We start from the raw sequence: 25,413 nt of genomic DNA, 5'->3' as shown, positions 1-25,413 counted from the left end.
GACGCTATATGTACTGCCCTTCAAGAGAAAAAATACCAGATTTTTCTTTTAAGGAACAGAAAAAAATAAAACCTTGGTTTGTTAGCAAGAAAGATCAAGACAACGATGGGCGGCGCCAAATATCAATTTGACCACCCTATAGGCTTCGTGAGTGTTTAAGTTGTACTAGGACTCGGAGAGGTAGGTGAGGGTGTGGGTTGCTGTTCTGGCCCTGTTGCAGATTGTTTTATTCCCAATAGCTCATTTTTAATATGTAGCGAATGTTCGGAAGTGACAAAAGGCTTAATTCTTTCTTTAACTTGAACGGTATTTTGTGCACGTGCTTCAATGGCTTTGTAGCGATCAGCTCTTCCTTTAAATAGCTCATCCACTTTTTTCTCAACCCCATTTACTTTAATGGTAATGTTTTTGCTGTCAAAGCCAGTTTTGCGGCAAGCCTCATAGGCTTCCATCGCAAGCTTAGCGCATCGTTCTGGATCGGTGTGACTGATATCCATTGTAATTTTATCATAACCGCTTGCTTTAACCATCAAGGCTAGACTTTGAAGATCTTCTTTCATTTTCTTATTCCAGCCGCGATGATAAGCTGGGCTAAAGATAGGCCTTGGTAATTTCATTGAAAATTCGCCATTACCCTGTTTTTGGATGGTTCGGCCGGTTTGGGTTTCTAGTACGGGTAAATCTTCAATCTTTATTCCCTTAAATAACACAGCTTTTTCAGTAATAGTTAAATAAGCATTTGCATCGGGAGCTACTGAGTTGCGATTCTGGGCATGAAGATTATCAATATACTGTTTAACGGCTTTGCTTTTGTTATAAAGTCCAGCTAGAGCAAAAACTCGTTCATTTTCATACTCGAGTTGCTTAAGCATTTCGGCATGACTTTTTTCTAGGGGCTCTGTGACTCTTTGTTTATTATCTGCTTGAGAGTCTTTTAGTTCTTTTTTGAGCGCTTCTATCGCCTGATCCAACTTTTCACCTCGCTTTGGATCATCGTCTTGAATACCTAATACTGTGGCAAGCCGTTGCTTATTTTCTTCTTTTTCAAATATTTTCCCAAAACTTTTCAGCTCAGCTTGTTGTTGTTGGTTTAAAGATTTTTTTGTCTCATTTTTTAACCGTTGAACCGCGTGCTCTAATTCATAGGCGTTAAAAGGACTTTTGGGATCGGCGATGTGGCGATTCAGTGCTTCGATTTGTTTTTCATATTCCTCTTGTGCTTTCTTAAAGTTTTCATCTAACACTAACGCTTCACTGATTGCTTGCTGAAGAGCGACTAAATCCGGGTTATTTTCATCTACGTCCTTCAAATGTTCATGAAGAGACTTATCTCCAAGCTTTAGATCGCCAAAATCCGTTAAGCTTTTTTTACGATTGTCGTTATAGTGAGTATATAATTCCGCTGTATCTAATCCTTTTTCAAATCCAATACTAGTCAAAAACTCTAAAACAGCCGCTTGTTTTTCCTGAGGTGTTTTCAAAGTAGAATGTTTACCCGGGCGGTACACCGCCTTAACCGTGGCTCCTACAAGAAATAGAGGGAATAACATAATTCACCCAAAAAATTTTTGTTTAAGGTTATAAATAAGTATACCACTAAAATCTTAGCTTAAACTTAACGTGAATTCGACAGAAGAGTCATTTATGACTTTTGTGGCGCTAAACGAACTGGATCCATTCAAAATAAGCCAGTAAGGTCATTTCTTTGTCTCCAAAGAATGGCCTCATTCCAGTTTTCCTCGATATGTGCGTAATGGAACCCCAGTTCGGAGTTTTTATGCATTATAAACCGCGCCAAATCAACGATTACTTCGTTAAAATCAAATAAAAATGCTCGAATTAGCTCTGCTAGTCCTGCGCTTTTTATTTGATTTTGCTTCGTACTCCTTGATTTTGCTTGTTTATAAAGCATAAAAACTCCGAACTGGGGTTAATGGAATATTAGAAGAAAATTGGTGGTGCGCGGCTATTCAACGGGAGTTTGGAGAATGAATGATTGGGGAACGAAATCCTGGGATAAGGCCTTTGGTCTACTACCCACCTACATTGGCTAGCTGGAATAAAAAGATCATTTGAACTATGCCCCAATATCTCCTATTTATTCCTTCAAAGCCAAGTTACCCTAGATAAACAACAAATGTTGTGCCATACTACAATTGTAGCAATATGACACGGTGAATATTATGGGCATTCCTATTAGGATCGATGATGACATTTATGAAGATGCTAAAAAAATAGCTAAAGCTGAGTGCCGATCAATTCCTGGGCAAATTGAATTCTGGGCGAAAGTCGGTAAGTGTGCCTTAGACAATCCAGATTTGCCTATTGAGTTTGTTAAAGATTTGTTGATATCTAAAAAATCTGATAGATCTCTTGCTGAACCTTTTAACTTTGATGAAGAATAATATGGAGAAAATATCTGTAAGCCAAATGCCGGCTTTTAAACGGGTATTCAAAAAACTCCATAAAAATCAAAAGGAAGAAGTTAAAAAAGCAATAAAAAAAATTATGGACAATCCAGAACTAGGTACAGCCAAAAAAGGTGATCTATCTGGCATTTATGTATATAAATTTAAAAATAAAAACCAAGAGTATCTTTTAGCCTATGAGTGGGATCCAGAAGAAAGAGTATTGCTAGCCTTAGGAGTTCATGAAAATTTTTACAGGGATTTGAAGCGCTAATAAAGAATGCCGTGCCTTAAGCAAGCGTAGGCTGGGCTGAAAAGCCCAGCAAATCATCAAATTCATTCCCAAGCAGGAATTGCCCCATCACCAAAAAGGGATTTGGCTTTTTGCTTCACTTCAGGCGATTGGAGCGCTTTAACAAACTGCTCTAATTGTGGCTTTTTCTCGCTGTTTTGTCGAATGACAATGACATTGGCGTAAGGAGAATCTTTGCTCTCTTGAAATAATCCATCACGGCTTGGACTTAGGCCAGCGGGAATGGCAAAGTTCGTGTTGATGACTGCAAGATCCACATCATCTAATATTCGCGGAAGTTGGGCTGCGTCCAGTTCTTTGAATTTAAGTGCTTTAGGATTTGCAACGACGTCTTTCACATCTGGAGTTTGAGTGGTTGATAGCTTAATTAATCCTGCTTTTTGGAGCAACAGTAACGCTCTGGACTCATTGCTCGGATCGTTTGGAATGGCAACCGTTGCTTTAGCGGGAATGTTATCTAAGCTTTTGTATTTTTTAGAATAAATGGCCGTGGGGTAAACAAAGGTTTTCCCTATGATTTCTAAATCGTATCCACGGGCTTTTTTTGCCGCTTCAAGATAAGGTTGATGTTGATAAACATTAGCATCTAAGCTGCCATCTTGTAGTGCTTCATTGGGTAAGTTGTAATCGCTAAACTCAATGATTTTTACATTCAAATCATAGTGTTCTTTGGCTACTTTCTGAGCCACTTCGACTAATTCGGTTTCAGGGCCCGCGATGGTTCCAACCACAATGGTGTTAGGTGAAGGTTTGCCGCAGGCGATTAAAGCAAGTGAACAAATGAAAAGGGTGATAAAGCGCATGAACGTTCTCCGATATAAAAACGACTGGTTAATTTTAGTGGGTATAAGCGTATCTTCGCACTAAAAAATCACCAAACATTTGTAAAGCTTGTACAATAATAATCAATATGACTACGGTCGCCAACATGACTGAAACATTAAATCGCTGATAACCATAACGAATCGCTAAGTCCCCGAGACCACCACCTCCAACCGTTCCTGCCATGGCAGAGTAATTAACCAAAGTAATAGCTGTGACCGTAACCGCATGGATGAGTTGAGGGGTGGCTTCTGGCAATAACAAAAGTCGAATCATTTGCCAGGAAGTAGCACCCATAGAAAAACCAGCTTCAATGAGCCCCCCAGGTAAACTTTGGTAGGCATTGTCTACTAGGCGAGCGAAAAATGGCGCGGCCCCAAGCGTTAAAGGCACCATGGCGGCATGAATGCCAATGGAGGTGCCCACAATCAATCGGGTGAAAGGAATTAAGGCTACGAGCAATATGATAAAGGGAATCGAGCGACTCATGTTGATGATGCCCGCAATGAAACGATGCAACAGAGGATGTGGTTTAATGCGAGCGCTGCTGAATAATAATGTTCCTAGGGGTAGCCCTAATAGAACCGCAAAAAACGTACTGGCTAGAACCATGTAAAGCGTTTCACCTGTTGCAATGAGTAAATCATAAAGCATCGTCGGTGACATAACCTAAAATCTCCACACTAAGGCTGGTTTGATTACAGCGTTGAATAAACTGGTGCAATTGGCTTTGGTCTGCGGATAATTCAGCCACCAGCACACCACAGGTTAAATGATTAAAGCGATCGATATTGGCCAGTAAAATGTTAATGTCTAAATTAAGCTCACGACTGGTTTGGCTAATAAAAGGAACGGTCGCACCTTGGCCTTCAAATAAGATTCGAACCAATGGCTTATCATTCACAACTTGGCTAATATGACTTTTAAGACACGAAGGCAATTCAGGACTTAGCTGAGCATAGAGCATGTTCCGAGCCAAACTAGACTTATTTTGAAACACGTTGGCTAATTCGATGGTTTCAAGGATTCGGCCGTTTTCCATAAGCGATATCCGATTGCATATTCGTTTAACCACCTCCATTTCATGAGTAATTAACACAATCGTGATGCCATAGAGCTGATTAATTTTTTTTAAAAGCGCTAAAATTGCATCCGTGGTTTCAGGATCTAATGCTGAGGTTGCTTCATCACACAATAACAGTTTAGGGGAAGTACTTAATGCACGAGCAATTGCCACACGTTGCTTTTGACCACCGCTTAATTGATGTGGATAGGCTTCGGCTTTCTCTTCAAGCCCAACTAATGGCAAGAGTTCATGAACTTTGGTTTGAATAGCCTCTTCCGTCTCACCCTGAATGCGCATTGGCAACGCAATGTTCTCGTAGACGGTTTTAGAATGAAGTAAATTAAAATGCTGAAAAATCATCGACATTTTATATCGGGCTTGGCGTAATTGACTGGCGTTTAGTTCGGTTAACGCTTCTCCATCCATGATTACTTGTCCTTCATCTGGCCTTTCTAATAAATTAAGGCAACGTAACAAGGTTGATTTTCCGGCGCCACTTTTTCCAATAATGCCAAAAATCTCACCGGCCTGGATGGATAAATGGATGTTGTTTAAAGCAATATGTTCGCCAAAAGATTTTGTTAATCCGGACAGTTTTATCATGGTGATACCAAAGTTTTACAACTGCGGGATTTCGGAACAAGGGGGGAGGGATTGCCCGCTTTAGCCGTATTTTCAAGAGTTGATGAATCATCAATCAATTCATTGAGCGCCCGCAAGCTGTGAGTTCAAATCAGCGCCTAGTGATTATACATCGTTTAATTAATTATACAAATCATCAAGCGACTTAAAATACTCAAGGGCTTCTGGGTTTGCTAGCGATTGAATATTATTAACTGGCTTGCCATGTACAATATTTCGAACCGCTAATTCCACGATTTTGTTGTTAATCGTTCTAGGAATGTCAGGAACTTCAATTATTTTAGCAGGAACATGCCGAGGTGATGCGTTGGTTCGAATTGTTTGTCGGATCGTGTTCTTAAGCTCCTCATTGAGTATAACGCCTCTCTTTAATTTTACGAATAAAACAATACGAATGTCATCTTGCCAGTCTTGGCCGATGACCACGCTATCCAGTATTTCCGGAATTTTTTCAACTTGACGATAAATTTCAGCGGTTCCGATACGAACGCCGCCTGGGTTTAATACCGCATCCGATCGACCATAAATAATTAAACCTCCATGCTCTGTTAACTCAGCAAAATCACCATGCGCCCAGACGCCAGGAAACCGGTCAAAGTAGGCTTTCTTATAGTTTGTTTTGTCATCATCCTGCCAAAAACCAAGGGGCATGGAAGGAAAAGGTTGGGTGCACACGAGCTCTCCTCGCTCGCCTTTTATAGGCTCGCCGTGCTCATTAAATATCTTTACACTCATACCTAAACCAAGACATTGAAGTTCGCCACGATAAATGGGCAACATTGGATTGCCTAATGCAAAGCATGAAACGATATCAGTTCCGCCTGAGATTGAAGCAAGTTGAAGATTGGATTTAATGTGCTCATAAACAAAATCATAGTTTTTAGGCAAGAGTGGGGAGCCTGTGGATAAAAGACAGCGCAAATCACTCATTTCGTAATATTGGGCAGGAAAGGCTTCGGATTTTTCGACCATCGAGAGAAATTTAGCACTGGTCCCAAAGACTGTTATCTTCTCAGAATCAATTAATTCAAAGAGACGGTAAGCGTTCGGAAAATTAGGTGAGCCTTCATATAAAACTAAGGTGGCTCCCAGTGCTAAAACCGAAACCATCCAGTTCCACATCATCCAACCACAGGTTGTGTAAAAAAATAATCGGTCTTCTGAGCTAATGTCTGTATGAAGCCCTAATTCTTTAATGTGCTGCAAAAGAGCGCCACCTGCACTATGAAGAATGCATTTTGGTTTTCCAGTGGTTCCTGATGAAAACAAAATATAGAGTGGATGAGAAAAGGGAAGCGAAGTAAACGTGAGGTTTGCATCCCGGTTTAGAAATTCTTGCCATACCTTTGCTTTCGGATATGAAGAGATATCCAAAGATTGGTTATGCATCGGGCAGACTACAACCTGGTCTAAACTCGGCATCAAATCAATAAAGTCGTTTAATTTTTCTAAATCTTGATGCAATTTGCCATTGTATTGATGTTGATTGCTTAGAAAAAGTAATTTAGGTTCTAATTGACCTAACCGGTCAACGGCCGCTTGAACGCCAAAATCTGGCGAGCACGATGACCAAATGGCGCCGATGGACGCTGAGGCTAAAAAAGCAATCACGGTTTCTGCAACATTGGGCATGAATGCCGCAACTCGATCACCCGATTGAATCCCAGCTTTTTTTAAACCAGCAGCACAACGAGCGACGGCATTTCTTAATTCTCTATAAGTTAGGACAGTCCTTTTATTTTGTTCATCAAGCGCGATAATAGCGGGTTGGTCAGGAGGGCCATTTAAAAGTTTTTCGGCAAAATTAAACGTCGCTCCTTGAAACCATTTAGCTTGAATCATGTGATCATAGTCATTCAAGATTTGATCGGGTGGGGTGTCGAATTTAATATCGAAAAACTCACAGAGTTTTTGCCAAAAGAGGGCGGGATTTTCTATGGACCAGTCGTGAAGTGCGTGATAAGTGTTCAAAGATTGCGATTCGGTTTTTGAAACAGACTGCATAAATTGCCACATGCGTGTTTTTTTAGGATTGGTTGGGTACCAAATGGCCTTGTTCTTCATCACGTCCTCGACATAAGCGTTGATTTTGGTTGTTGCTGGGTAATGCAATGAATCCCGCCACCTCCCGCAAACACATCCAGTGCATTGACCTGCTTGATAACACGATCAGGAAATAACTTTGTAAATAGAGTTAAAGCAGCTTCATCGTGCTTTTCAAAACCAAATGATGGCATCACAATTGCCTTATTGGCAAAATAAAAATTTATATACGATAGTGTTAAGCGTTCACCCTCTAAATAAGTCGCTGGTGGCTGCTCTACGGTCACCACTTCAAGCGGTCGACCACGTGCATCGGTTGCGGCTTCTAAGAGTTTAAGGTTTTCTTTTAACCGGTAATAATTGGGATCGTGTTTATCTTCAGTTGTTAAAGCCAATACTTTCCCAGGCGCGATAAAGCAAGCAAGCTCATCAATATGACCATCGGTTTCATCTCCAAGCAAGCCTTTATTGAGCCATATAATTTTTTCACCACCTAGAAATTCTAGTAGATAATATTCAATATCTTTTTGAGATAAATAGGGATTTCGATTTGGGTTTAACAAGCATTCGCGTGTGGTTAAGATGGTTCCTTCACCGTCGACATGAAACGAGCCACCTTCCATAACCAAGGGAGCATGAAAATATTGGGCAGAAGTTAACTCAATCACTTCCTTGGCCATTTGATTATCGAGCGCATAATCGTTGTAATTTTTACCCCAAGCATTATGAATCCAATCCACGCCACCCAGTTCTTTTTGCTGGTTTAATAAAAAAGTCGGGCCTGTGTCTCTGGTCCATGAATCGTTTAATGGCAAAGGAATCAAGCGTATTTTAGAATCACAAAGCGCCATTGCACGGGTTAATTCGGAAGGATTGACGAGTAAATTAACTGGCTCAAACTCGGCAATGGCATTGGCGATTTCTGCGTAAGCATGTTGTGCTCGTTCTAAACCAATTTTTTCCCAGGTTTCTTTACGACTTGGCCATGCCATCCAACAAGCCTCATGAGGAGACCATTCGGCAGGCATTCGAAAACCAGCTTGTTTAGGCGTCATGTTATCCATCCGTTATTTCAGCAGGGATTAGCCATTAAAGCATTGGCAACCTTGGATTGATTTTTGCGCTGAAGGACTTTACATATCCTGTCGCCGGCAGCGACCACCTTATAAATATCGACACCTGTTTCAATTCCCAAGCCATGCATGAGATAAAGCACATCTTCTGTGGCCACATTCCCGGTTGCGCCTTGTGCATAAGGGCAGCCCCCTAAACCGGCCACTGAGCTGTCAAAACGATGAATCCCACATTCTAATGATGCATAGATATTGGCTACTGCTTGGCCATAGGTATCATGAAAATGCATGGCAATCTGATTGGATTTCATGGTGGTTTTAATGGCATCCAGCAAGAGGCGCGTTTGCTTAGGCGTACCAACCCCTATGGTATCGCCAAAACTGATTTCATTTACCTCAAGGTGTAATAATTGTTCGACCACTTGCATCACCTGAGCAGGACCTATTTCTCCCTCATAAGGGCAACCTAGCACACAAGAAATATATGCACGGACTGGAATGGCATGTTTTTTTGCAAGCTCCATAACAGGCCTAAATCGCTCAATGCTTTCTTGAATGGTGCAGTTAATATTTCGTTGGTTAAAGGACTCACTTGCTGCGGTAAAAATGGCAATTTCTTGTACGCCTAGCTCCATGGCTTTTTGCATTCCCTGCTCATTGGGGATGAGAGCAGAATAAGAGACTCCCTGGACTTTTCGGATCCCTTGATAGACTTCGGCATTATCCGCTAGTTGGGGAATGGCTTTAGGCGAAACAAAACTTGTGACTTCAATGTGTTTGAGGCCGGTTTCACTCAATAAATTGATAAAGTCTATTTTGATTTGTGTCGTAACAAATGACGGTTCATTTTGTAACCCATCACGAGGGCCTACTTCAGTAATCGTCACTTGAGAAGGAAGATCCATTGCAGTCGTTTCCAACGGGCGCATAACAGTAAACTCTATTATGGTGTGAATGTTATGAAAAAGAAAGATGGGGCATCGTTAACTAGTGTGATTTAATAACTCAACCTCTGGTAATTCTAGCTTCTTCATTGGTGGTTGGCCATTAAGAACCTCCTAGGTCCATATATCTAAGATGTCTGGGGTTCTTCAATATCGGCACTTTTTAATTCCACCAGTTGTACCCCTTCATTGACCTGATTCCCAACTTCATAGTACACATCCGTAATAAGTCCGTTTTGCGGAGCAATAATAGCATGTTCCATTTTCATGGCTTCAAGTACCATCAAGGTGTCGCCAGTTTTGACTTTATCTCCTTTTTTCTTAAGGACGGCAACCACCGTTGAAGGCATTGGGGCGATTAATTGCGCGTCAATCGTTTCACTTGGAGTTGTTTTTTCCCAATTAAAACGAGCAACAGTCACAGGTCCGTGATCAAAAAAAATAACGATTTTTTCGGCGTCATTTTGAAACCATACATCGCGTTTTTTTAGACCATCATCATAACGCAATAGGTCATTTTCAATCTGTAGGCGTAACGATAAAGTGTTATTTCTGAGCTTAAGTTTCACTTGGTTCAGAGAAATAGGGTGGACTAATACCTCATAGGATTCATGTTCAATTAAATAACGTCTTCGCCATTGGCTGGATAAATGCATTTGCCAAGCAAACGTTTCTTTCTGAAGTTCCGAGTTAAATTTCGACTGTAAAAAACAATAGTCAAGACTTGCTGCAAGACAAACGGCCAATTCCAAATTAGGAACCGGCAAGCGAATTTTTTCACTTGTTAAAAAATCGGTGCTAAGCTCGGCCTTAGCAAATTTAGGGTGATTAAGAATAGCTTGTAAAAAGGAAAGATTGGTTTTCACGCCACTGATGTGGTAATCGGCCAACGCTTGATGCATGCGATTCAATGCTAATGTTCGCGTTTCTCCAAATGTAATCAGTTTTGAAATCATCGGATCATAATGCATCGTAATGTTTGAATTGCGTGTCACGCCGGAATCAATTCGAATACCTTCGCCAGTAGGTTCTTTAAGAAAGGAAAGTTGACCAATGGAGGGCATAAAATCATGGCTTGGATCTTCCGCGCAAATTCGACATTCTATGGCATGCCCTTGTTGAGTTATTTCATCTTGGCTTAACGGTAAAGGTTCATTGGCGGCAATGCATAGCTGCCATTCAACCAAATCAATTCCTGTAATGCATTCTGTTACGGGATGCTCAACTTGAAGCCTGGTATTCATCTCCATAAAATAAAATTCTTCATCTTGACTCACCAGAAACTCAATGGTTCCCGCACCGCGATAATCAATTTTTTGAGCAACGGTAATGGCGGCTTTTGCCATTTTGTCACGCAACGATTGAGATAAGTTAGGGGCTGGAGCTTCTTCAATAATTTTTTGATGGCGGCGTTGAATCGAGCAGTCCCTGTCAAACAAATGAACAACATTCCCCTGGTTATCTGCCATAATTTGAAGCTCAACATGCCGGGGATTCAGAAGAAGTTTTTCAATCAACATGGTGTCATCACCAAAACTAGATTTTGCTTCTCTTCTTGCGCTGGCGAGCGACTCTAGAAATTCTTTTTGAGAATTCACCGTGCGCATGCCTTTACCGCCGCCGCCAGCGGCAGCTTTCAGTAACACGGGGAAACCGATGCGTTTCGCCTCGCGAAGCAGTTGCTCATCGGATTGATCTTCACCATGATAGCCTGGCGTTAAAGGAACATCGGTATTTTCCAAAAGTTGTTTTGCAATTTGTTTGGAAGCCATGGCTTTCATAGCGGAAATGGAAGGGCCAATGAAGACTAGGCCTGAAGCCAGGCAGGCTTCGGCCAATTTTGGATTTTCAGATAAAAAACCATAGCCAGGATGAATGGCTTCGGCCCCAGATAAGACGGCTACTTTAATAATGGCATCAATGTTTAAATAACTTTCCGAGCTTGGAGCATTGCCAATGTAGAATGCTTCATCTGCGGCTTTGACGTGGAGGCTATCTGCATCAGCAGAAGAATAAACCGCTACCGTTTCTATACCTAAACGCTTGGCAGTTCGTATAATGCGACAAGCAATTTCGCCGCGATTGGCAATTAAAATTTTTGTAAACATGACACGCTCGCTAATCCCAAATTGGGGTTTTTTTGTTTAAAAAGGCGTTTAAACCACATTGCCCTTCTTCAGAGATACGTTTTTTAGCAATAAGTAATGCTGTTTCTTTAATTAATGCTTGAGTGATGGGCTTGTCTTGGACGAAATGAACCAATTTTTTTGCATCTTCTACGGCTTTGGGCGCATTCTTAGTAAGTGTTTCAGCAAAACTCATAGAAAACGAATCAAGCGACTGAATGGGTAAACAGTAATGTACAAGACCAAGTTCGTACGCTCTTGTTGCGTTCACGACTTCTGCACTGGTAAAAAGCCACGTAGCAACACGAGCTCCTACTGCATTAACCACATAAGGACTAATCACAGCGGGTATTAATCCTAATTTCACCTCAGAAAAGCAAAACGTAGCATTTTCAGCCGCAATCGCAATATCACAGGCAGCTACCAAACCAGCTCCACCGCCAAACGCTGCTCCTTGAACCACTGCAATCGTTGGCTTAGGGTTGCGATAAAGTGCATGCATCAGGTTTGCCAATACAGTAGCATCCCTTATATTTTCTTCCTCATTAAACTCAGCCATACGCTTCATCCAAGATAGATCAGCTCCGGCAGAGAAGTGTTTGCCGTTGGCATTTAATACCACACAGCGAACGCTAGCGTTGGTTTCAGCCTGTTCCAATAAGCGCAATAATTCAGCGAGAAGCTTATCATCAAAGGCGTTGTGTTTATCAATTCGGTTCAGGGTGATTTTAAAAACTCCCCCTTGTAAGTCATAGAGCACATCATTCATAATCAACGGAAGTTCCACGTTAAGTTACATTCTAAATACACCAAAAGATGTATCGGTCATGGGTGCATTCATGGCTGCCGATAAGCTTAACCCCAACACACGACGTGTATCTTTTGGGGCAATGACGCCATCATCCCAAAGTCGGGCACTAGCGTAATAGGGGTTTCCCTGGTCTTCATATTGTGCTCGTAAGTTGGCTTTAAAGGCTTCTTCATCCGATTGAAGCCATTCTGTACCTTGTTTCTTATGCTTATCGCGATTAATTTGAGCAAGAACATTGGCTGCTTGCTCGCCACCCATGACGGAAATGCGCGCATTTGGCCAGGACCATAAAAACCTCGGGGAATAGGCTCTCCCGCACATAGCATAATTGCCTGCCCCAAAACTACCTCCAACAATGACCGTGAATTTCGGAACGTTGGCATTTGCGACGGCCATCACCATTTTAGCGCCATGTTTGGCTATTCCACTGGCTTCATATTTGCTGCCGACCATAAAGCCTGTAATGTTTTGTAAAAAGATTAAAGGAATGTTGCGCTGACAGCATAACTCAATAAAATGCGTGCCTTTCAATGCGCTCTCACCAAACAAAATGCCATTGTTGGCAACGATACCTACCGGATAACCATAAAGATGAGCAAACCCACAGACAAGGGTTGTGCCATATAAAGCTTTAAATTCATCAAATTCAGAACCATCTACGATGCGCGCTATAATTTCACGAATATCAAAAGGCTTTCTCGGGTCTTTGGGAATAATGCCGTTGAGTTCAGACACCTCATAGAGCGGATCTTTCGACTCAATTCTTACAGTCGATAGAGGTTTTATGCGGTTAAGATTCTTGATACAAAGACGCGCGAGATGCAAGGCATGTTCATCATTCTCAGCATAATAATCGGCAACCCCTGATTCTCGGCAATGAACTTCTGCACCACCTAATTCTTCAGCGCTGATGACTTCCCCTGTTGCGGCTTTTACTAAGGGCGGCCCCCCGAGAAAGATTGTCGCTTGATTTCGAACCATAATGGATTCATCCGCCATAGCCGGAACATACGCACCGCCAGCCGTACAAGAACCCATCACGACTGCAATTTGAGGAATATTTTTCGCAGAAAGATTGGCTTGATTGTAAAAAATACGACCAAAATGATTGCGATCAGGAAAAACTTCATCTTGCAAAGGCAAGTAGGCTCCACCCGAATCCACCAGATAAACACAAGGCAGATGATTTTGCTCGGCAATCTCTTGTGCTCGTAAGTGTTTTTTTACGGTCAGTGGGTAGTAAGTTCCACCCTTAACGGTCGCGTCATTCACCACAATGACGCATTCTTGGCTATGAATCTGGCCAATTCCTGTAATAATTCCAGCAGCAGGCACTTTATCTTCATATACATCAAATGCGGCTAATTGCGAACATTCAAGAAAAGGACTGCCTGGATCAATTAATTGCTGCAATCGTTCTCGGGGTAATAATTTGCCATGTTGTAAGTGGCGCTCACGTGCTTTTTCTCCTCCACCCAGAGCGATTTTTGAGACGGTTTTTTGCAATGTCTCGACTAAAGCGAGCATGGATGCTTCATTTTCTTTAAATTCTGAACTCGCAGGATTTAATTTGCTGATAATTTTGGTCATTGAATCTTATCCGATAAGTATTTTACTCAAGACGATCACTAACCATAAAAGCCAAGTAACTTGAATAAAATAAGGCATATTTTTGCCTTTAATTAATCGATAAATTAAAGCGGGTATGGCGGCAATAAGAATGGGAAGAACGACTAAAGAAAAAACGCGCCTAATCATAACCCCAAGCTCGCTCTGACTAAAAACAGGAGCGAGCTTTAAGTTAACAAACGTATAAAGCATATCAAGATAAACGATGATCATCTGAGCATACTCAGCGAAAACCACGATCACGATGCTAAGCAATAAATAGATCAAACCTTGTTTTAACATTGAATTTCGTATCATCTTGATAATCCGCCGATTGACTGTTATAAAAGTTCAACTGCTATAGCTGTTGCCTCTCCTCCACCAATGCATAAAGCAGCAACGCCACGGTGTTTTTGTTGTTCTTTTAATGCATAAAGCAACGTTACTAGGATTCGTGCACCGGATGCCCCAATAGGATGACCTAAAGAACACGCGCCGCCATGGATATTTACTTTTTCAATATCTAATTCAAGGTCTTTTATAGCGGCCATCGTCACTACGGCAAACGCTTCGTTAATTTCATATAAATCCACATCATCTGGTTTCCAGCCCGCTTTATCTAATACGTTTTTAATTGCAGTAACGGGAGCGGTCGTAAACCACTCAGGCTCTTGGGCATGACCTGCGTGCGCCACGATTCTAGCTAAAGGCTTAATCCCTCGCTTTTCGGCTTCTTCTGCAGTCATTAAAATTAAACTGGCTGCTCCATCTGAAATAGAACTGGAATTAGCCGCGGTGACTGTGCCGTCGGGTTTAAACGCAGGGCGTAACTGAGAAATTTTTGCTAATTTTTTCTCATCGGGCCCTTCGTCGCGATTTATGGTAATCTCCTCAGACTTGGTTTTAATGGTTACCGGCGCAATTTCTTGTTTAAATTGCCCGGTTTGCTCCGCTTTAATGGCTCGGGTCATAGAACGTTTAGCAAATTCATCTTGCTCTTCACGGCTAAAGTTATAGCGCTCAGCGGTTTTTTCAGCAAAAACGCCCATTAATTTACCGCGATCATAAGCATCCTCAAGGCCATCTAAAAACATATGGTCTTTTAAATCGCCATGACCTAAACGGTATCCATTTCGTGCTTTTAATAATAAATAAGGCGCATTACTCATGCTTTCCATGCCGCTTGCAAGAACAATATTCTGAGAGCCTGCTTTAATTAAATCGTGACCGAGCATGACGGCTTTCATTCCAGAGCCACACATCTTATTAAGGGTACTGGCTACGGTTGTATCGGGTAGGCCTGCATATTTTGCCGCTTGTCGAGCCGGGGCTTGTCCAATGCCTGCTTGCAAAACACAACCACTAATGACTTCATCGATATCGGAGGGAGAAATTCCGGCTTGCTGGATTGCTGCTTTATGCGCAACCGCTCCTAATTCTGGAGCGGATAACGAGGATAAATTCCCTAGCATGTTGCCAGTAGGGGTTCGTTTTGCTGCCACAATTACAACATCGTCCTGTTTCATTTTCATTCCTTAATTTATGGATAAAAGGGCGGTTAAGAAGCTAGCTAGTGCTGTATGGTCATTAGGATGCATCTTAATCATCTAGGTTCTAACCATGGGTTTCGTTAAACAGTTCTCTGCCAATTAGCATTCGACGAATTTCAGAAGTTCCTGCGCCGATTTCATAAAGTTTTGCGTCTCGAAGCAATCGACCCGTGGGATATTCATTAATGTACCCGTTTCCTCCTAGAATTTGAATGGCTTCAAGCGCCATCTGAGTGGCTTTTTCCGCTGTGTAAAGAATCACACTGGCTGCGTCTTTTCGGCTCACAAGACCCTGGTCACACGCGGTTGCAACGGCATAAAGGTAAGCGCGCGATGCATTTAATTCGGTGTACATATCAGCAATTTTACCCTGAATGAATTGAAACGCGCCAATTGGTTGGTCAAATTGTTGTCGCTCATGGATGTATGGCAAAACCACATCGAGGCAAGCCTGCATGATTCCTACGGGACCTGCTGCTAAGATGGTGCGTTCGTAGTCAAGACCACTCATCAGGACCCTTACCCCTTCATTGATCTCACCTAAAATATTTTCTTCAGGAACTTCACAATTTTCAAAAACAAGCTCACAGGTATTAGAACCGCGCATGCCGAGTTTGTCGAGTTTTTGAGCAGTCCGAAATCCTTTGAATCCTTTTTCAATAATAAAGGCGGTGATACCGCGACTTTTTGCTTCTTTATTGGTTTTTGCATACACCACGAGCACATCGGCATCAGGCCCATTGGTGATCCACATTTTGGTTCCATTTAATTGATAATAATCGCCTTTTTTCTGGGCGCTTAATTGCATGCTGACCACATCAGATCCGGCATTGGATTCGCTCATGGCTAACGCACCAATATACTCACCGCTGACTAATTTGGGTAAATACTTTTCCTTTTGACGGGTTGTCCCATTTAGATAAATTTGGTTTACACATAAATTCGAATGCGCCCCGTAACTTAAGCCAACGGAAGCAGAGGCCCTTGAAATTTCTTCCATCGCAATGGCATGGGCCAGATACCCCATATTGGCTCCACCATATTCTTCGCTTACGGTGATGCCTAATACGCCTAAGTCACCCAACTTTCGCCACAAAGGGTTCGGAAACGCATTTTCTCTATCGATCTCTGCCGCAATGGGTGCGATTTCGCGTGATGCAAATTGATAAACGCTATCTCGCAAAAGATCATAGGTCTCGCCGAGTGGATGTTTTAGACCGTGGTGCATAAAGAGACTTCCTGTTGCTAATTCAAATACGATAGACTATACCTCTCATAATTCAAGTTGTGAAGATTTATTGCGAGCGTTATAAAGCTGCTGTAGATGCTATTGAGGAGTAAAGTCGAATGCGTGAATTGGTACTTTGGGGTCACCATGTTGAAGAATACAAGGAAATGTTTGATTTATCCTGGTCTGATTTTGATAAGCGGATTTTAGAATACGGTTGTGGGCCAAGCGCAATTAATACGGAATTAAATGAATCAACGGATCATGTGGTGAGTTGCGATCCGTTATTTAACTTAGACAAATCGACGCTTTCTACGAAAGTTTCATTAATTTTTGAAGACATGACACTTCACGTGAAGCAAGATCAAGACAAGTTTGATTTCAGCCGGTATAACGGTTTAGAACAGCTCATTGCTAAACGTCGTCAAGGTATCCAGGAATTTTTTGCCGATTATGAACAGGGGCGTGTCGAAGGTCGCTATATGCCGGTAAAAGATTTCACCTTGCCCTTTGCGGACTTTTCGTTTGATTTTGCTTTAAGCTCCCATTATCTTTTTGCGGATCTCGATGATCAAGATGTAGAATTTCATCTCAAAATTATTAAAGAACTGGCTCGAGTGGCTAAAGAGGTTCGTATTTTCCCTTTAATCGATCGCCACGGCCAGCCGTCACCTTTTCTTGGCCCTGTATTATTAGGCTTACAACAGGAAAATTACGGAACAGAGGTGAGAAAAGTTCAATATACCTTACAACACCAAGGCAATGCGATGTTACGAGTATGGGCGCAACAATGTAATGTGAGTGAATAAGTTATGTATTCTCTTATTCGTCCTTTATTATTTAAAATGGATGCTGAAAAAGCTCATCATCTCTCACTTAAAGCGTTGCATATTATCCCGAAGTTTTGTTTTACAACGCCTCAATCCAAGCCAGTGAAGGCCATGGGATATGAATTTCCTAATCCTATCGGTTTGGCTGCTGGGTTGGATAAAAATGCCCAACATTTGGATGCGCTGTCCAAACTTGGCTTTGGCTTTCTTGAAGTTGGCACGGTGACCCCAAGGCCCCAATTAGGAAATAATAAGCCACGTTTATTTCGTTTGCCTGAAGCTCGTGCTTTGATTAACCGAATGGGGTTTAATAACCATGGGGTTCATGAGCTCATTGAACATATTCAACGAGCTCATTATCAAGGCATTTTGGGTATTAATATCGGAAAAAATAAAGATACCTCTTTGCAACAAGCATCCGATGACTATTTAACCTGTTTTAAAGCGGTCTATCCCTACGCCTCTTATGTGACAATCAATATTTCATCTCCCAATACACCAGATTTAAGAAAATTGCAGCAAGGAAATTTTTTTATTGATTTAATGAGTGAGCTGCGCGATGAACAACTACAACTTTCCGATAAACATCAACGGTATGTTCCTTTAGTTGTAAAAGTTTCTCCAGATGAAGAAGATGATGATTTAAAAAGAATGGCCGATGTCATTCTAAGTCAAGGAATTGATGGCATAATTGCCACGAACACCACGTCTAACCGTGAAAAAGTGGAGCATCTCCCTTATGGAAAGGAGAGCGGTGGTTTAAGCGGTAGACCGCTGGCTCATCGTTCAACCCATTGCTTGCGTTTAATAAAAAGCGTGGTTGGCAATCAGGTATGTTTAATCGCTTCGGGCGGCATTGATAATCTTGACGCCGCACACGAGAAATTAGCGGCAGGAGCGAATTTACTGCAACTTTATACAGGTTTAGTTTATCAAGGCCCAAGCCTTGTTACCAAGCTGATTAATAATCTTTGAACATGAGGAAGTTATGAATTTATTCATTAAAATAAGTGTTACCCTTTTTACCCTATTTCTTACCTCCTATTCATTTGCGTCTGACGTTCGTTTCCCTCAAATCTTGCTTTTTAATGGAAAACCTATTGATCCGCTTTGTTTTTATGAAGCTGGCGAGACCCATGGTAACGTTGATTTAAGCACGTGTGGTTTGCATTCGGAGCCAGGACGAAGCATCACCGGTAAAAATACACATTTAACTGACAAAGGGTATTTTGGGTATGATTATTCCTGGAAAATGGAACAAGGTGCCTCTAGTCAGGGTTACAGTTATTACAAACCACTTGGAATGCTGAATCAGTCTGTCATCATAGAAACGCTTAATAATAGTGGCGGAACAGGGGAATTTTCTTCACTCAGCATGGTAAGCCGTAATAACAACCAATTAAGCATTAACGCCTTTCAAAGTGGTGATCGCTGCAATGCAGGTATTAATGAGGCCAAGCGCATTGAAAATGAATCGGGTGATCGGTTAGTTTATAGTATTAATTTAACCCCCTATGATTTTCTTGTCTTAGCGCATGACAACCCCCATGATGTTAAGGCTTATGATGAGCTTTCAGCCTGTGCCGCTTGTTGTGTAGCAACGGCGGTTTATGAACGTTCAATTGGGCCTGACTTTAATAAAGAACAATTATTACACATTCAATTGACTGTACAAGAAACGAATAGCCAAGAAGATAGTTTTGGTCCGAAATATCAAGCTTGTTTTGATAACCTTTTGCAGGTGTACCAGAAACAGTATAACGGTAAATTAGAGCCGAATGTTTTAAAACAACTAACCCATGAGTTTAATCGTCAGTGCGTTCTCGTACCTGAAAAAAATGCTCACTCCAAGGAAACTAACCGGCAATTGCGTACTTTGACTGAATAATGGCTAGTAAATACCATGACCTGGCAGGGTAAATGCATACTCTCTGCAAATAAAATCAATACGCCGTCTTTGCGAACGCAGTGAAGCAATCCAGATCGATGCTTCGTTAGGATTTTGTAGTGGATTCCTTCACTGCGTTCGCAAAGACAACGTATTGTTCTGTATTTTCATAGCTGCGTTTGCCCTGATGCCCTGGGATATTATTTGACTTGATGAATGACATGAGTTACGACCCCCCAAATGACTAAATCCTGTTCTTCAGTGATATCAATGGGTTCGAAGTCTGGGTTTTCTGCTACCAGTTGAACTTTTCCAGCAACGCGGTAAAGCCGTTTTACTGTGAGCTCGCCATTAACGGCTGCGATCACAATTTTGTTGTGACTGGCTTCTAGACTGCGATCCACCACTAAAATATCACCCGATTGGATCCCGGCATTAATCATGGATTCCCCTGCTGCTTTGACAAAAAACGTCGCGGCCGGGTGTTTAATGAGATGGGTGTTTAAATCCAGTTTACGTTCAATGTAATCATCAGCGGGGGAAGGGAAACCGGCTCTTACCGAACTACCATAGAGTGGTAGGGCAAATGATTCTTTCCCTTGATCTAAAAAAGCCAAAACGTCTTCTACTCGGGAAATTGGAACGCGCATGGATTTAGTCGTTTCACCATATTTGCCTTGCCCTTTAGGCCGGCCTGCGCCAGGTCGAGCGCCACCGTGTTGATTCATAAAAAATGAAAAATGAATTATGTAACGTAAATCAAGTATAGCGAGATTGCGCGTTAAGAACAAGCGTCTACATTAGGCCTTGTATCTAGAACCTGGATTAATGGGTTCCATTGGCGCGGCTTTGTGGTCATTTGATAACCACTCAGAAATGATGTGTTCGATATCCTGATAAGCCGCTTTTCCTTCTATAGCAATCTGCTCTGCGCTTAATTGAATAGGTCTATCATACTTGAGAAACTGATGATAATTTTCGCAGCCAAATAAAATGTTCTTAAAACGCTCAATCAGCTCGTTAACTGTAAGAGAGGAAGATTTATTGATAGAGACCATTTCTTTTAGTAATGATTGAAGCTTAGGCCAATGATCATATTGTGGTCCATGTTTTCGTAAGTACGTTTTAAATAAATAAGGTACATCAAAGAATTCCTTCATATTGATATATTCATTTTTTTTCTCGAGTTGATATATTTCTGGAAATAAGTAAATTAAAGTTAACCCCATAGCATAAATATCAGATTGTTCATCAAACATACGATCAAGTTCTGGCAGTTTGAGAAAAGCATGAAAGCTTAACTCTGCGTTAGGTAAAAAACGATGGCTGTAGATTACTGGGGTGTTATCGAGGCGTTTACCTTTAGGGCGAACGGAGTCCAAATCAACAAAACTAAGCCGGTTTTTATCAATCATGACATTACCGGGCTTAATGTCGTTATGGATTAATCCCAGTTGATGAAAAACATTTAATTCTCTGAGTAACGAAATAGCCATCACAATGCGACACGCAATAGGGATGGTATGCAGTAGCTTGGGATCGGCATTATCAAGACTTGCGCCATTTAACCATTCCGTTACTAAATACTGTTTATTATGATTTCTAAACGTAAAGGCTTCTCGGCCAAGTAGTCTGTAACAGTATGCTGCTCGAAGAGCTAACCGTATATCGTTTTGTTTACGCGAGCTTGTTTGATAGATTTTTATGGCGTATTTGGGTTCGCCTGTTTCATGAAGGAATCCTTTCTTAACTTTACCAAAACTTCCAGCAGGATAATTTTTTTTGTCCTGATGCTCTATGAAAAAATTTCTCAAATAAGGCGCCTCTTCTGAGATGATACTGAATTTTGAATTCTTTTGGCATAACTGTTTTCTAGATTCTTTTCGGACAAAGAAAGTATGTGGATTTGGTGGTAGTAATTTTGATTTTCCCAACGCATTTCTCCTTACAGCATAGATATTTCGCGCGGTCACAATCTGCGGTTTTTGCCTGGCCCTTTTCGCCCCAGTTTGTCATTTTTATCTTGACAATAGCCTTGCTATTGCGCTGCGATAAAAATGACCGCGTCAAAAAACCACAGATTGTGACCGCGCAAAGTATAGTAAAGCGAACACTCGCTAAGTGTTTTTCTTCATCAATAATGATTAAGATTTGCTAAAAAGGAAAGAGCTTACTCCTGATAAGCCAGGTAAAATTCCAGATCGACGTGATGCCTGCATAAGCAGAGCAAGTAGGCAAAAAAATCGTGCAATGTTCAAAAATTAGATTAGTTTGCCGGGGTTACATCAGAATCAATTGGCACTCTCGCTAGATTCAGAGTACAATTTGACGTTTTTACTACCAGTTTTTCCACGTTTATGAAAAAAATACTACACCGTAAAACAGGAGTTTTATATCGAAGATTATTAGAATATGTTAAACCCTTTTGGCCAGTGCTTGTATTGGGGATATTTGCCAATATCCTTTATTCAGCCATTGATGCGGGGTTTACTTATATGATGCGCCCTTTTTTGGATAAAGGGTTTATTGATATTGATATGGCTTTTGTAAAAACCATCCCACTCATCGTACTGATTGGTATTACCGCAAGAGGCTTGGTGAGTTCGGTTGCAAGCTACTGCATGACTTGGGTAGCTCGTTCGGTGGTTAAGGTACTGCGGCAAAAAGTGTTCGCTCACATTGTTCGACTTCCAGCGGACTATTATGATGAAGCCACGTCGGGTCAACTCCTTTCAAAGATTTTATACGATGTTGAACAGGTGGCCCAAGTCAGTGCAGATGCTTTAACCGATCTCGTTCAAAATAGTTGTCTTGTGATTGGATTACTGACGGTGATGATGGTGATTTGTTGGCAATTGTCACTTATGTTTCTGTTGACTATTCCCTTTATTGGAATTTTAGTGAATTTCACCAATAAACGCGTTCGAAGAATCAGTCATAAAGTCCAAAAAACCATGGGTGAAGTGACGGAAATTGCTGGGGAGACTATCGATGGATACCGAGTGGTCCGGGTGTTTGGCGGTGAAGAGTATGAGGTGAATAAATTTAATGTTGCCACTGAAATTTCTAGAAAAAACGATATGAAAGTGGCCATTAGTAAAGTAATCAATGTGTCTGGAGTGCAATTTATTATCGCGGTTGGGATTGCTGCGATTATTTATGCGGCTATAAAACTCTCTACGGTGATTGTGATTACGGCCGGCTCATTTCTTGCAATCATCGCAGCGATGTTGCAGCTTATTAAACCCATGAAAACATTAACTACCTTAAATGCAACCATCCAACGCGGTTTAGCCGGAGCGGAGAGTATTTTTGATTTGTTGGATAAACCCATTGAAAGCAAAGGCGGCTACACCTTGACAGAACGTGCTGAAGGCGAGATTGAATTTAAAGAGGTCAGCTTTGCGTACCGTTTAGGAAAACACGTTTTGCATGAGGTCAATTTTTCTATTAAACCTGGTGAAACGGTTGCACTGGTTGGTCATTCAGGGAGTGGAAAGTCCACCATAGCAAGTCTTGTACCGAGATTTTATACGGTTGATTCCGGTTTAATTACCTTAGATGGTATTCCGTTAAATAAATATTCATTGCCAAGTCTTCGGGCTCAGATTGCCTTGGTCAGCCAGCATGTGACGTTATTTAACGATACCATTGCTAATAACATCGCCTATGGACGGTTTGATATCAGTCGCGATGACGTGATCCGTGCTGCAAAGTTAGCCTATGCGGATGAATTTATACGCACACTTCCAGAGGGATATGATACGCGCATTGGTGAAAATGGGATTTTGCTTTCGGGAGGGCAGCGCCAACGTCTAGCGATTGCTAGAGCCATCTTAAAAGATGCGCCCATTCTCATTCTTGATGAAGCCACATCGGCGTTGGATAACGAGTCAGAGCGATATATACAAGCAGCGTTAGAAACCATAATGCAAAATCGAACGACGCTTGTTATAGCGCATCGCTTGTCTACGATTCAGCGTGCGAATAAAATTATTGTGATGCAAAAAGGGCGCGTTGTTGAACAGGGAACGCATGAGCAATTGCTTCTGGCAAAGAGTCATTACGCTCAATTGTATCAACTGCAGCAGTCAGATACAGAATTTAAACAAGAAGCTGTGGCTTAAGATGCAATCATTTTTAAATACATTATGGTATTCCAATCATGTTGCCTGGTGGCTGCTTTATCCTTTTTCATTGGCATTTCAGGTTGTAGCCAGTCTTAGAAAGTGGTTTTTATGCCGTTTTAAACAAATTTCATCTCCTGTGCCTATTATTGTGGTGGGTAATTTGACGGTTGGTGGGGTAGGAAAAACACCTTTAGTCATTGCTCTTGCGAATAAGTTACGCCAGCAAGGATTTAAAGTCGGGATCGTTAGCCGTGGTTATGGAGCCCAAAATAAAGTATTCCCTCAGGAAGTATATCCCGAGTCAAATCCAAGCCAAGTTGGGGATGAACCGGTCTTAATTGCCCAAAGAACAGGGTGTCCTGTCGTTATTGCCCCGAATCGTGTTTCAGCCGTGAACACTCTCCTGGATAAGTATTCATGCGATTTCATTATAAGCGACGATGGATTGCAGCACTACCGCATGGGTCGCGCGATGGAAATCGTGGTCATTGACGGTTACAGAGGGTTAGGGAATCGGCTTTGTTTGCCAGCGGGCCCTTTAAGAGAAAGCCCTAAAAGACTTAAAACAGCCGATTTAATCGTAGTGAATGGGGGTGAATGGCATAATGCTTATCGTATGGATTTAATGCCTGGAGAGATTACCAGTCTTAAACAGGGTCAAACACTTAAATTGACCCAGTTGAAGCAACCCGTGGCTGCGTTTGCAGGAATAGGAAATCCTAACCGCTTTTTCTCGCTTCTTGATGCGCTTAAAATAAACTACCAGCCTTATACGTTTCCCGACCACTATCGCTATGAATCAGAAAAGCTCATTTTTTCTGAAAACACAATGTTGATGACAGAAAAAGATGCGGTAAAATGCCGAGAATTTGCAGCAGAAAATATGTATTTTTTGCCGGTTGAGGCGCATTTGAATGAAGCGTTTTGGAATGCGTTTTTGTCCTTTGCCCTCAGAAATTGCAAAGAAACTGCCGCTCCTAGTATGGAATGATCACTGCCATGACTGTGTTTTTATCAAGACTTCCTATTTTTATATTGACCGTAGTCTTTAGTCTTTCGCTCTTTGCTGATGATCTTGAACAACCCAGCATCCTGCCCACCGAAACACTTGAGGCCAGTTGGATCTTCAGTGGTGTGGTTAAAAACGAAGAAGGAGATCAATTTGGTTATTTTTTCCAAGTGCAGCGAGATAACACAAAGTTTCATGCCACAGCTGCTATTATAGAAGCAGAAACCAAAGAGGTTTTGATCTTTGAAGAAAGTGACGCAACTTTGGAACAACCCAACTCCTGTAAGTGGCAAATTGGTCGAGCTTTTTTGACGTTTAATCCCATTAATGAAAGCTGGGTATTTGGTTTAAAGAATAAGGAGAAGAAAGGATTTAACTTTAAAGTAGATATGTTGGCTCAACAGGCAAAATCCCCTAAATCACGAGATATGCGTTCTGGGATGGAGCTGCTTATCAATCAGGCAGGTCGCATCAACGGGCATTTAAGTCTCGGCAAGAACCAAAAAGAAGAATTTGTAACCGCCCACAACACTTGGTTTAGTCACGTTTGGTTAACCGAAAAACAACAACAGCCACATTATTTCTCTAACTTATTATGCCACTTCAATGACGGGGGTGGCCTTTATTCGACTAATATAAAAGAAGAGGACGCTCATCAAGGCGCTATTGTAGGCCTTTGTGATCGAGATGGAAACGCGTTACCTCTGTCGCAATTTATTGATATTAAAGAAAATGAAAGCAACATCTGGCATATTCGTATTCCCTCACCTAATATGGAGTTCGAGCTATCTGGTTCAATTAAGCAACCTGATGTTTTAGCAGGCTTTATTACCAAGGGGGCAAAAGAGGGCTTTTGTCTGTTGAGTAAAGATAGATTAGGTCAGAACTTAGCCACCCACTAAGCTTTATACTGCGTTGTAGG

24 protein-coding genes are annotated in these 25,413 nt (G+C 41.6%); 8 read left to right on the top strand and 16 right to left on the bottom strand.

What is annotated here, in order from left to right:
- Window positions 1–155: 155 nt before the first annotated feature.
- Both E1O41_RS03940 and E1O41_RS11720 read right to left on the bottom strand, forming a co-directional pair.
- The gene (locus E1O41_RS03940; protein WP_131776004.1) at window positions 156–1,550 is read right to left on the bottom strand and encodes a hypothetical protein; all 1,395 of its coding nucleotides are present in this window, start codon (window positions 1,548–1,550) and stop codon (window positions 156–158) included.
- Window positions 1,551–1,678: 128 nt separating this feature from the next.
- Entirely contained in the window at window positions 1,679–1,912 is a 234-nt protein-coding gene (locus tag E1O41_RS11720; protein WP_165481097.1) for a hypothetical protein, read from the bottom strand.
- Window positions 1,913–2,183: 271 nt separating this feature from the next.
- On the opposite strand from E1O41_RS11720, the gene E1O41_RS03935 reads away from it, so the two are divergent.
- Window positions 2,184–2,405: a ParD-like family protein gene (locus E1O41_RS03935; protein ID WP_131776003.1), complete on the top strand. Its 222-nt coding sequence runs from the start codon at window positions 2,184–2,186 to the stop codon at window positions 2,403–2,405.
- 1 nt (window position 2,406) lies between these two features.
- Window positions 2,407–2,682, top strand: a complete 276-nt coding sequence (locus E1O41_RS03930) for a type II toxin-antitoxin system RelE/ParE family toxin (RefSeq protein ID WP_131776002.1) — start codon at window positions 2,407–2,409, stop codon at window positions 2,680–2,682.
- Window positions 2,683–2,744: 62 nt separating this feature from the next.
- Here the strand turns inward: E1O41_RS03930 and E1O41_RS03925 are convergent, their stop codons facing one another.
- The 12 genes from E1O41_RS03925 to E1O41_RS03870 all read right to left on the bottom strand — a co-directional run bounded on the left by E1O41_RS03925 (window position 2,745) and on the right by E1O41_RS03870 (window position 16,634).
- The gene (locus E1O41_RS03925) at window positions 2,745–3,524 is read right to left on the bottom strand and encodes a MetQ/NlpA family ABC transporter substrate-binding protein (RefSeq protein ID WP_131776001.1); all 780 of its coding nucleotides are present in this window, start codon (window positions 3,522–3,524) and stop codon (window positions 2,745–2,747) included.
- Between the two features lie 34 nt (window positions 3,525–3,558).
- A complete protein-coding gene (locus E1O41_RS03920) occupies window positions 3,559–4,209 on the bottom strand; it encodes a methionine ABC transporter permease (protein WP_131776000.1) in 651 nt (216 codons plus the stop codon).
- On the bottom strand, window positions 4,187–5,212 hold the full coding sequence (locus tag E1O41_RS03915) for a methionine ABC transporter ATP-binding protein (protein ID WP_131775999.1): 1,026 nt from the start codon (window positions 5,210–5,212) through the stop codon (window positions 4,187–4,189). The genes E1O41_RS03920 and E1O41_RS03915 overlap by 23 nt, the downstream gene beginning before the upstream one ends.
- Window positions 5,213–5,371: 159 nt before the next feature.
- Complete coding sequence (locus E1O41_RS03910) at window positions 5,372–7,315, bottom strand: acetoacetate--CoA ligase (protein WP_131775998.1); 1,944 nt, start codon at window positions 7,313–7,315, stop codon at window positions 5,372–5,374.
- On the bottom strand, window positions 7,315–8,349 hold the full coding sequence (gene aguA / locus E1O41_RS03905; RefSeq protein WP_131776037.1) for an agmatine deiminase: 1,035 nt from the start codon (window positions 8,347–8,349) through the stop codon (window positions 7,315–7,317). Before aguA ends, E1O41_RS03910 begins: the two co-directional genes overlap by 1 nt.
- 17 nt (window positions 8,350–8,366) lie before the next feature.
- A complete protein-coding gene (locus E1O41_RS03900; protein WP_131776036.1) occupies window positions 8,367–9,272 on the bottom strand; it encodes a hydroxymethylglutaryl-CoA lyase in 906 nt (301 codons plus the stop codon).
- Between the two features lie 167 nt (window positions 9,273–9,439).
- Window positions 9,440–11,419, bottom strand: coding sequence for an acetyl/propionyl/methylcrotonyl-CoA carboxylase subunit alpha (locus E1O41_RS03895; RefSeq protein ID WP_131775997.1), 1,980 nt, complete (start codon window positions 11,417–11,419; stop codon window positions 9,440–9,442).
- A 10-nt stretch (window positions 11,420–11,429) separates the two neighbouring features.
- Window positions 11,430–12,206 carry an enoyl-CoA hydratase-related protein gene (locus E1O41_RS03890; protein WP_131775996.1) on the bottom strand — a complete coding sequence of 259 codons (777 nt, stop codon included), beginning with the start codon at window positions 12,204–12,206 and terminating at the stop codon, window positions 11,430–11,432.
- Between the two features lie 24 nt (window positions 12,207–12,230).
- Window positions 12,231–13,838, bottom strand: coding sequence for a carboxyl transferase domain-containing protein (locus E1O41_RS03885; protein WP_131775995.1), 1,608 nt, complete (start codon window positions 13,836–13,838; stop codon window positions 12,231–12,233).
- 6 nt (window positions 13,839–13,844) lie between these two features.
- The gene (locus E1O41_RS03880) at window positions 13,845–14,159 is read right to left on the bottom strand and encodes a hypothetical protein (RefSeq protein ID WP_131776035.1); all 315 of its coding nucleotides are present in this window, start codon (window positions 14,157–14,159) and stop codon (window positions 13,845–13,847) included.
- 38 nt (window positions 14,160–14,197) lie between these two features.
- Window positions 14,198–15,382, bottom strand: a complete 1,185-nt coding sequence (locus tag E1O41_RS03875) for a thiolase family protein (RefSeq protein WP_131775994.1) — start codon at window positions 15,380–15,382, stop codon at window positions 14,198–14,200.
- A gap of 88 nt (window positions 15,383–15,470) precedes the next feature.
- Complete coding sequence (locus E1O41_RS03870) at window positions 15,471–16,634, bottom strand: isovaleryl-CoA dehydrogenase (RefSeq protein ID WP_131775993.1); 1,164 nt, start codon at window positions 16,632–16,634, stop codon at window positions 15,471–15,473.
- 119 nt (window positions 16,635–16,753) lie between these two features.
- Between E1O41_RS03870 and E1O41_RS03865 the strand changes: the two genes are divergently transcribed.
- From E1O41_RS03865 to E1O41_RS03855, 3 genes are read left to right on the top strand one after another with little or no spacing between them, the layout of a single operon-like run.
- On the top strand, window positions 16,754–17,443 hold the full coding sequence (locus tag E1O41_RS03865) for a class I SAM-dependent methyltransferase (protein WP_131775992.1): 690 nt from the start codon (window positions 16,754–16,756) through the stop codon (window positions 17,441–17,443).
- Between the two features lie 3 nt (window positions 17,444–17,446).
- Entirely contained in the window at window positions 17,447–18,439 is a 993-nt protein-coding gene (locus E1O41_RS03860) for a quinone-dependent dihydroorotate dehydrogenase (protein WP_131775991.1), read from the top strand.
- 13 nt (window positions 18,440–18,452) lie between these two features.
- Window positions 18,453–19,352: a hypothetical protein gene (locus tag E1O41_RS03855; protein WP_131775990.1), complete on the top strand. Its 900-nt coding sequence runs from the start codon at window positions 18,453–18,455 to the stop codon at window positions 19,350–19,352.
- A 200-nt stretch (window positions 19,353–19,552) separates the two neighbouring features.
- On the opposite strand, the gene E1O41_RS03850 is transcribed toward E1O41_RS03855, so the two are convergent.
- Window positions 19,553–20,080: a LexA family protein gene (locus E1O41_RS03850; RefSeq protein WP_131775989.1), complete on the bottom strand. Its 528-nt coding sequence runs from the start codon at window positions 20,078–20,080 to the stop codon at window positions 19,553–19,555.
- Window positions 20,081–20,152: 72 nt separating this feature from the next.
- Window positions 20,153–21,286 (bottom strand): protein kinase domain-containing protein, encoded by a 1,134-nt coding sequence (locus E1O41_RS03845; protein ID WP_165481096.1) that lies wholly within the window; start codon window positions 21,284–21,286, stop codon window positions 20,153–20,155.
- A gap of 423 nt (window positions 21,287–21,709) precedes the next feature.
- Between E1O41_RS03845 and msbA the strand changes: the two genes are divergently transcribed.
- The 3 genes from msbA to E1O41_RS03830 are packed head-to-tail and all read left to right on the top strand — an operon-like array spanning window position 21,710 to window position 25,393.
- Window positions 21,710–23,479: a lipid A export permease/ATP-binding protein MsbA gene (msbA, locus tag E1O41_RS03840; protein ID WP_131775987.1), complete on the top strand. Its 1,770-nt coding sequence runs from the start codon at window positions 21,710–21,712 to the stop codon at window positions 23,477–23,479.
- A 1-nt stretch (window position 23,480) separates the two neighbouring features.
- Window positions 23,481–24,473 (top strand): tetraacyldisaccharide 4'-kinase, encoded by a 993-nt coding sequence (gene lpxK, locus E1O41_RS03835; protein ID WP_131775986.1) that lies wholly within the window; start codon window positions 23,481–23,483, stop codon window positions 24,471–24,473.
- A gap of 8 nt (window positions 24,474–24,481) precedes the next feature.
- Complete coding sequence (locus E1O41_RS03830; protein ID WP_131775985.1) at window positions 24,482–25,393, top strand: hypothetical protein; 912 nt, start codon at window positions 24,482–24,484, stop codon at window positions 25,391–25,393.
- Window positions 25,394–25,413: the final 20 nt, after the last annotated feature.

It is taken from the genome of Legionella impletisoli, from assembly GCF_900639875.1.
GTDB lineage: Bacteria > Pseudomonadota > Gammaproteobacteria > Legionellales > Legionellaceae > Legionella_A > Legionella_A impletisoli.
The sequence above is the reverse complement of the archived record's forward strand: the minus strand, read 5'-3'. Positions and strand labels throughout refer to the sequence as shown.

Coding starts and splice junctions, on each gene's coding strand:
- E1O41_RS03920 (WP_131776000.1), bottom strand. CDS start 4,209: ATGTCACCGACGATGCTTTATGATTTACTCATTGCAACAGGTGAAACG.
- msbA (WP_131775987.1), top strand. CDS start 21,710: ATGAAAAAAATACTACACCGTAAAACAGGAGTTTTATATCGAAGATTA.
- E1O41_RS03885 (WP_131775995.1), bottom strand. CDS start 13,838: ATGACCAAAATTATCAGCAAATTAAATCCTGCGAGTTCAGAATTTAAA.
- E1O41_RS03895 (WP_131775997.1), bottom strand. CDS start 11,419: ATGTTTACAAAAATTTTAATTGCCAATCGCGGCGAAATTGCTTGTCGC.
- E1O41_RS03860 (WP_131775991.1), top strand. CDS start 17,447: ATGTATTCTCTTATTCGTCCTTTATTATTTAAAATGGATGCTGAAAAA.
- E1O41_RS03865 (WP_131775992.1), top strand. CDS start 16,754: ATGCGTGAATTGGTACTTTGGGGTCACCATGTTGAAGAATACAAGGAA.
- E1O41_RS03935 (WP_131776003.1), top strand. CDS start 2,184: ATGGGCATTCCTATTAGGATCGATGATGACATTTATGAAGATGCTAAA.
- E1O41_RS03925 (WP_131776001.1), bottom strand. CDS start 3,524: ATGCGCTTTATCACCCTTTTCATTTGTTCACTTGCTTTAATCGCCTGC.
- E1O41_RS03830 (WP_131775985.1), top strand. CDS start 24,482: ATGACTGTGTTTTTATCAAGACTTCCTATTTTTATATTGACCGTAGTC.
- E1O41_RS03910 (WP_131775998.1), bottom strand. CDS start 7,315: ATGAAGAACAAGGCCATTTGGTACCCAACCAATCCTAAAAAAACACGC.
- lpxK (WP_131775986.1), top strand. CDS start 23,481: ATGCAATCATTTTTAAATACATTATGGTATTCCAATCATGTTGCCTGG.
- E1O41_RS03870 (WP_131775993.1), bottom strand. CDS start 16,634: ATGCACCACGGTCTAAAACATCCACTCGGCGAGACCTATGATCTTTTG.
- aguA (WP_131776037.1), bottom strand. CDS start 8,349: ATGACGCCTAAACAAGCTGGTTTTCGAATGCCTGCCGAATGGTCTCCT.
- E1O41_RS03915 (WP_131775999.1), bottom strand. CDS start 5,212: ATGATAAAACTGTCCGGATTAACAAAATCTTTTGGCGAACATATTGCT.
- E1O41_RS03875 (WP_131775994.1), bottom strand. CDS start 15,382: ATGAAACAGGACGATGTTGTAATTGTGGCAGCAAAACGAACCCCTACT.
- E1O41_RS03890 (WP_131775996.1), bottom strand. CDS start 12,206: ATGAATGATGTGCTCTATGACTTACAAGGGGGAGTTTTTAAAATCACC.
- E1O41_RS03880 (WP_131776035.1), bottom strand. CDS start 14,159: ATGTTAAAACAAGGTTTGATCTATTTATTGCTTAGCATCGTGATCGTG.
- E1O41_RS03930 (WP_131776002.1), top strand. CDS start 2,407: ATGGAGAAAATATCTGTAAGCCAAATGCCGGCTTTTAAACGGGTATTC.
- E1O41_RS03850 (WP_131775989.1), bottom strand. CDS start 20,080: ATGAATCAACACGGTGGCGCTCGACCTGGCGCAGGCCGGCCTAAAGGG.
- E1O41_RS11720 (WP_165481097.1), bottom strand. CDS start 1,912: ATGCTTTATAAACAAGCAAAATCAAGGAGTACGAAGCAAAATCAAATA.
- E1O41_RS03900 (WP_131776036.1), bottom strand. CDS start 9,272: ATGGATCTTCCTTCTCAAGTGACGATTACTGAAGTAGGCCCTCGTGAT.
- E1O41_RS03855 (WP_131775990.1), top strand. CDS start 18,453: ATGAATTTATTCATTAAAATAAGTGTTACCCTTTTTACCCTATTTCTT.
- E1O41_RS03940 (WP_131776004.1), bottom strand. CDS start 1,550: ATGTTATTCCCTCTATTTCTTGTAGGAGCCACGGTTAAGGCGGTGTAC.